This window comes from Kitasatospora sp. NPDC059571 (assembly GCF_042735675.1).
Classification (GTDB): Bacteria; Actinomycetota; Actinomycetes; order Streptomycetales; family Streptomycetaceae; genus Kitasatospora.
Window position 1 is genome coordinate 5,007 of the sequence record NZ_JBHWBW010000242.1, and the last position, 4,603, is coordinate 9,609.

Consider the following 4,603-nt stretch of genomic DNA (forward strand, 5'->3'; position numbering starts at 1 on the left):
GACCGTTCGTCACCTCCCCACCGCGTGTGACCTCCCCCCTACAGCGGGCGATAGTGGGCGTGGCTGACCGAACTCATGTTGAAGCCCTCCACCCGGACCGGCGGCATCGCCGCCCGGGTGAACCAGTCGCCCCACTCGCGCGGCAGGCACCGCTCGGTGCGGCCGACCTCGGTGATCCGGCCGAGCACGTCCACCGGCGACTCGTTGAACCGGAAGTTGTTGACCGCGCCGACCACCTCGCCGTTCTCCACCAGGTACACGCCGTCCCGGGTGAGCCCGGTGAGCAGCAGCGTCGCCGGGTCCACCTCGCGGATGTACCAGAGGCAGGTGAGCAGCAGGCCGCGCTCGGTACGGGAGATCATCTCGTCCAGCGTCGGCGCCGCCGCCTGCCCGGCCGTCTCCAGCACCAGGTTGTCGATCGGCGGGGTGAGCGGCAGCCCGGTCAGCGCGGCCGAGTGCCGGGTGGTGCCCAGGTTGGCCAGCACGCCGTCGCGGATCCAGTCGGTCGCCTCCAGCGGCAGGCCGTTGTCGAACACCGAGGCGTTGTCGCCGGAGGAGTGGGTCAGCAGGAACGGCGCCGCGCCCAGCCCGGGCTCGGCCGGGTCGGCGCGCAGGGTGAGCGGCAGCGGGCTCAGCCGCTCGCCGATCCGCGTGCCGCCGCCCGGCCTGGAGAACACCGTCCGGCCCTCGGCGGCGTCGCGGCCGCCCGCCGACCAGCTGAGGTACACCATGAGGTCGGCGACGGCCGAGGGCGGCAGCAGTGCCTCGTACCGGCCGGCCGGCAGGTCGATCCGGGTGCGGCCCCAGCCGAGCCGGCGGCTGAGCCCCTCGTGCATCGCGGTGACGTCGACGTCGGTGAAGTCCCGGGTCGCCGCACCCGCCCAGGCGGAGCCGGTGAGGTCGGCGGTCTTGGCGTTCAGCTCGACCGTGCCGGTGGGCTGGTCGTGCCTCAGCCGCAGGCCGGTGGAGGTGCCGAGGTAGCTGCTGACCACCTCGTGCCGGGCGAAGCCGTACAGCAGCTCGCCGCTCTTGCGGGCCCGGGCGAAGGCCTCGCCGAGGGCGGGCGCGAACGCCGCGAACACCTCGGCGGAGGTCTCGGCCGGCGGCGCGGCGAAGTCCGGCGAGGCGGGCCGGGAGGCGATCAGCGGCTGGGCGTCCTCGGCCGGGCCGGCCGCGCGGGCGGCCGCCTCGGCGGCCCGCACGAGGTCCGCGACCTCGTCGGGGGTGACCGCCTCGCGGGAGACCACGCCGGAGGCGGTGCCCTCGGCGCCGTCGACCGTGGCGATCACGGTGAGCCGGCGGCCGCGGGTGACACCGTTCGTGGTCAGGCCGTTGCCGGCCCAGCGCAGGTTGGCGGTGGACTCCTCGTCGGCGATGACCACCGTGCCGTCCGCGCGGGACGCCTCCAGGGCGCGCTCGACCAGTTCGTGGGGGTTGATCCCGCTCATCAGTGACCGGCCTCCTGCTGCGTGTTGAGCACGTTGACGTTGCGGAAGAGCGCGGACGGGCAGCCGTGGCTGACCGCCGCGACCTGGCCCGGCTGGGCCTTGCCGCAGTTGAAGGCGCCGCCCAGCACGTAGGTCTGCGGGCCGCCGACGGCGCTCATCGAGCCCCAGAAGTCGGTGGTGGTCGCCTGGTAGGCGAAGTCCTTCACCTGGCCGGCGAGGCGGCCGTTCCTGATCGCGTAGGCGCGCTGGCCGGTGAACTGGAAGTTGTAGCGCTGCATGTCGATCGACCAGGAGCGGTCGCCGACGATGTAGAGGCCGTTCTCCACCTGGGAGATCAGACCCGCGGTGTCCGGGCCGCCGGCGGCCGGCTGCAGCGAGACGTTCGCCATCCGCTGGACGGGCACGTGCGCGGGGGAGTCGGCGAAGGCGCAGCCGTTGGAGCGGCCGAGCCCCTTGAGCCGGGCCATCGCCCGGTCCAGCTGGTAGCCGACCAGGACGCCGTCCTTGACGAGGTCCCAGGACTGCGTGGCGACGCCCTCGTCGTCGTAGCCGATGGTGGCCAGCCCGTGCTCGGCGGTCCGGTCGCCGGTGACGTGCATCAGGCCGGAGCCGTACTGCAGCGTCCCGAGCTTGTCGAAGGTGGCGAAGGAGGTGCCCGCGTAGGCGGCCTCGTAGCCGAGCGCGCGGTCCAGCTCGGTGGCGTGGCCGATCGACTCGTGGATGGTCAGCCACAGGTTGGACGGGTCGACGACCAGGTCGTAGCGGCCGGCCTCGACGCTCGGCGCCCGCATCTTCTCGGCGAGCAGCGAGGGCAGCTCGGCCAGCTCGGCGTCCCAGTCCCAGCCGGTGCCGCGCAGGTACTCGAAGCCGCGGCCGGCCGGCGGGGCGAGGGTGCGCATCGAGTCGAAGGCACCCGTCCGCTCGTCGACCGAGGTGGCCTCCAGCCACGGGTGCAGCCGGATCCGCTGCTGGGTGGTGACGGTGCCCGCGGTGTCGGCGTAGAACTTGTTCTCCTGGACGGTCAGCAGCGCCGCCGTCACGTGCGAGACGCCGTCCGCGGCCAGCAGCCGGCTGCTCCACTCGGCGAGCAGTCCGGTCTTCTCCGCGTCCGGCACCTCGAACGGGTCGACCTCGTACGAGGAGACCCAGACCGCGTCCGGGTGGACCGGCTCCTCGGCCAGCTCCACCACCTCGGACGAGCCGGCCGCGCGGCTGATCGAGCCGGAGAGCCGGGCCACCTCCACCGCCTGCTCGGCGACCCGGGCCGCCGCGGCGGTGGTCAGGTCGACGCCGGCCGCGAAGCCCCAGGCCCCGTCCAGCAGGACCCGGACGGCGAAGCCGAGCTGGACGCTGTCAGAGGTCCCCGACGGGCGGGCGTCGCGCAGCCGCCAGGCGGCGCTGCGCACCCGCTCCATGCGGAAGTCGGCGTGGTCGGCACCGAGTTCGCGGGCCCGGGCGAGCGCGGCATCGGCCAGCGCGTGCAGCGGACGGGCGAGGAACTCCGGGTCGACGGCGCGGGCTGAGGGCGGCATCGGGCTCCCTGGGTCGTGCGGATCGAGGGCAGGGGCGCCCGCAACGGGGCGCCCCGCACCGCATCATGTCCCGTCGACCGCCCCGGGGCCAGCGAATTCGGTCGATGTCGGGCGCACGGCCGCGTACGCCGCGCCCGCCGACGAACCGTCAGGCGATCGTCTCCCACCAGCCGTCGAGCTCCTGCGGCTGGTCGACGTCGACCCGCTCGCCGGGCCGCGGCACGACCACCGGCACCGCGTGCGCCTTGGCCTCCACCAGCAGCCGCTCGATCGGCTCGGACCACGGGTGCAGCGCCAGGTTGAAGGTGCACCAGTGCACCGGGACGAGCAGCCCGGCGCCCAGCTCCCGGTGGGCCCGCACGGCGTCCTCCGGCGTCATGTGGATGTCCGCCCAGGCCTGGTCGTACGCGCCGATCTGGACCAGTGCGGCGTCGAACGGGCCGTGCTCCCGGCCGACCTCGGCGTAGCCCTCGAAGTACCCGGAGTCCCCGGTGTAGTAGACCTTGCGGGTCGGGCCGGCGATCACCCAGGAGCCCCACAGGGTGGTGTTGCGGGTGGTGCCGCGCCCGGAGAAGTGGTGGGCCGAGGTGAGTACCAGCGTGAGGTCGCCGAGCGTGCAGGTCTCGTCCCAGTCGAGCTCGATGATCCGGTGCTCGGGCACGCCCCAGCGGCGCAGGTGGCCGCCGATGCCGAGCGGCACCAGGAACGGCGCGGACTGGGCCGCGACCAGCCGGCGCACGGTGGCCATGTCCAGGTGGTCGTAGTGGTCGTGCGAGATCAGCACCGCGTCCAGCCGGGGCAGCTCCTCCAGCTCGACCGGCACCGGGTGCAGCCGCTTCGGGCCGACGTGCGCGGACGGCGAGCAGCGGTCGCTCCACATCGGGTCGAGCAGCACCCGGCTGCCCTCGATCTCGACCAGCGCGGAGGCGTGGCCGTACCAGACGATCTCCACGCCCTCGGCGGCCCGGTCGCCGCCGGGCTGCGGGCGGACGGTGGGGACGGGCAGCTCCGGGCGGCGGCCGGCGCGGTCCAGCAGCATCCGGCGGACGGTCTCGACACCCGGCGTGGTGGGCCGGGCGAGCTCGGAGGGCGCGTTGTGGAAGACGCCGTCGCGGAACTGCGGCGAGTTGCGCACCCGCTCCTCGCGGGCGGCGTCCGGCCGCCGGCCGAACGCGGCGGGCAGGTCGCGCAGTGCGTACGCGGCGCCGCCGGCGGCTGCGGCCAGCGCCGCCAGGGCCACCAGGCGGCCGCGCCGCCCACTCGTGGCGGTGGGGTGTGCCTCGGTCATCCGTGCTTCCGCTTCTCTCGTCACCGACCGTGTGTCCGGCCCGGCAGGGAGGGCGCCCGGCGTTCGGGGCCGCCCACGGGGCAACGGGTCGGACGGTCCCGGTTGTTCCCGGTTCGGGCCGGGGACGCATTGTCGGGATGCCACAGTTCCCGTGCGGCGGACCTGTGGGACGTCGATTCGTCGCAGCGCAGCGGCGACCGATAGCGTCACAGTGCGTGCGCGTTCGCGGCGTACCGCCGTGGTGGGGGGGGGGCGGGGGGGCGGGGGGGGCGGGCGCGGGCAGCGGCTCATGGGTGTGGGGGGGTGGGGCGGGGTGGGGGGCGGGTGGGCCGCCG

Annotated in this window: 3 protein-coding genes; all 3 read right to left on the bottom strand. The window is 74.8% G+C overall.

From position 1 onward, the window contains the following. Positions 1-38 precede the first annotated feature (38 nt). Complete coding sequence (locus ACFV0G_RS24170; protein ID WP_380551573.1) at positions 39-1,448, bottom strand: metallopeptidase TldD-related protein; 1,410 nt, start codon at positions 1,446-1,448, stop codon at positions 39-41. Further along, on the bottom strand, positions 1,448-2,980 hold the full coding sequence (locus ACFV0G_RS24175) for a TldD/PmbA family protein (RefSeq protein ID WP_380551576.1): 1,533 nt from the start codon (positions 2,978-2,980) through the stop codon (positions 1,448-1,450). Before ACFV0G_RS24175 ends, ACFV0G_RS24170 begins: the two co-directional genes overlap by 1 nt. Positions 2,981-3,128: 148 nt before the next feature. Then, entirely contained in the window at positions 3,129-4,268 is a 1,140-nt protein-coding gene (locus ACFV0G_RS24180) for an MBL fold metallo-hydrolase (RefSeq protein ID WP_380551579.1), read from the bottom strand. Positions 4,269-4,603: the final 335 nt, after the last annotated feature.

Excerpts from the sequence above, each read along its gene's own strand:
- ACFV0G_RS24170 (WP_380551573.1), bottom strand. The coding sequence starts at position 1,448 with ATGAGCGGGATCAACCCCCACGAACTGGTCGAGCGCGCCCTGGAGGCG.
- ACFV0G_RS24175 (WP_380551576.1), bottom strand. The coding sequence starts at position 2,980 with ATGCCGCCCTCAGCCCGCGCCGTCGACCCGGAGTTCCTCGCCCGTCCG.
- ACFV0G_RS24180 (WP_380551579.1), bottom strand. The coding sequence starts at position 4,268 with ATGACCGAGGCACACCCCACCGCCACGAGTGGGCGGCGCGGCCGCCTG.